The sequence below is a fragment of the Helicobacter sp. TUL genome (genome assembly GCF_002287135.1).
GTDB lineage: Bacteria > Campylobacterota > Campylobacteria > Campylobacterales > Helicobacteraceae > Helicobacter_F.
In genome coordinates, this window is sequence record NZ_NESU01000037.1 from 1 (window position 1) to 1,136 (window position 1,136).

The 1,136-nt window shown below is 36.4% G+C and carries 1 protein-coding gene; it reads left to right on the top strand.

The window, feature by feature from the left end; genetic code table 11:
• The coding region (locus tag B9T66_RS08985; RefSeq protein ID WP_374220136.1) for a sulfatase-like hydrolase/transferase at positions 1-1,136 on the top strand (1,136 nt) is incomplete at both ends.

Here is a 1,136-nt window from a genome sequence, read left to right on the forward strand (position 1 = left end):
ATCGCGCTTATAAGTTTCCTTGTATGTTTTAGTGCTATTGGGAATTTTTATTATTACAAGACATATCATACAAAAATTGATGTTTTTATTTTTGGTCTCAAAGATGATGATACACTAGCAGTCCTAAAAATTATGTGGCAAGACTATCCTGTGATACTTATTTTGCTTGCTTGTATATTATATAGCTTTGCTTGTGTAAAGCTAAGCAAAAAGCTTATAAGCCTTACAATCCCAACACTGCGTATCCGCACACTTATAGTATTGCATATCTGCACACTTCTTGTTGTGATTCTTGGGATTAGAGGATCTGTGGGAACATTCCCCCTTAGTGAAGATGCAATCCGCACAACCCAAAACCAAAGCCTAAACCACCTTATTATAAATCCAATTTTAGCCTTACATTACGCATATGTGCATTATAACAATGCTGTGCATTTTGAGCCTGTAACACTTTCAGAAGGAATCACACTACAGCAAGAAACATTTCCTATCTTTTTTACACACAAACAAGGAATAACTACACCTATAGATTCACTAGCTTTCACACAATCCCCAACACCCACCACACAATCTACACAAGATTCTGCTACACATGTATCACAGACTTCTCCACATGTTGTCGCAGTGTTAATGGAGAGTTTCGCGCTCAATATGCTTGCGTTAGATAATGCAGAGCATTTTGATATGCTTGGAAGTTTTCGTCCATATTTTGAGAGTGGTATGTCTAAACATAAAGAACAAAATGATTTTGTCTTTACAAAGTTTTTATCGGGTGGGAATGGCACTATTGCCTCGCTAACAAAATTATTTTTTGATTCACCAACTTCCCTTATCTCCCTTAGCACCGCCAAAAATACTAAACTTCCGCTTACACCTATTGATGTGTATAAACAAGCAGGATATGATGTTATTTTTATCACTTCTGGTAATCAAAATTGGTATAACCTTGGAGATTATCTTATGACCTTAGGTGCAGATGCTATCTATGATAGTAGTTATATAGCACAACACTACCCACAAAGCAAGGCTAATGCTTGGGCATTTGGGAATGCTGATGAATATGCTTTTGCGCTTGCCACAGAGATTCTGTTAAAAGCAAAGAAACCTACTTTTATTATGATGCTCACAATCTCAAA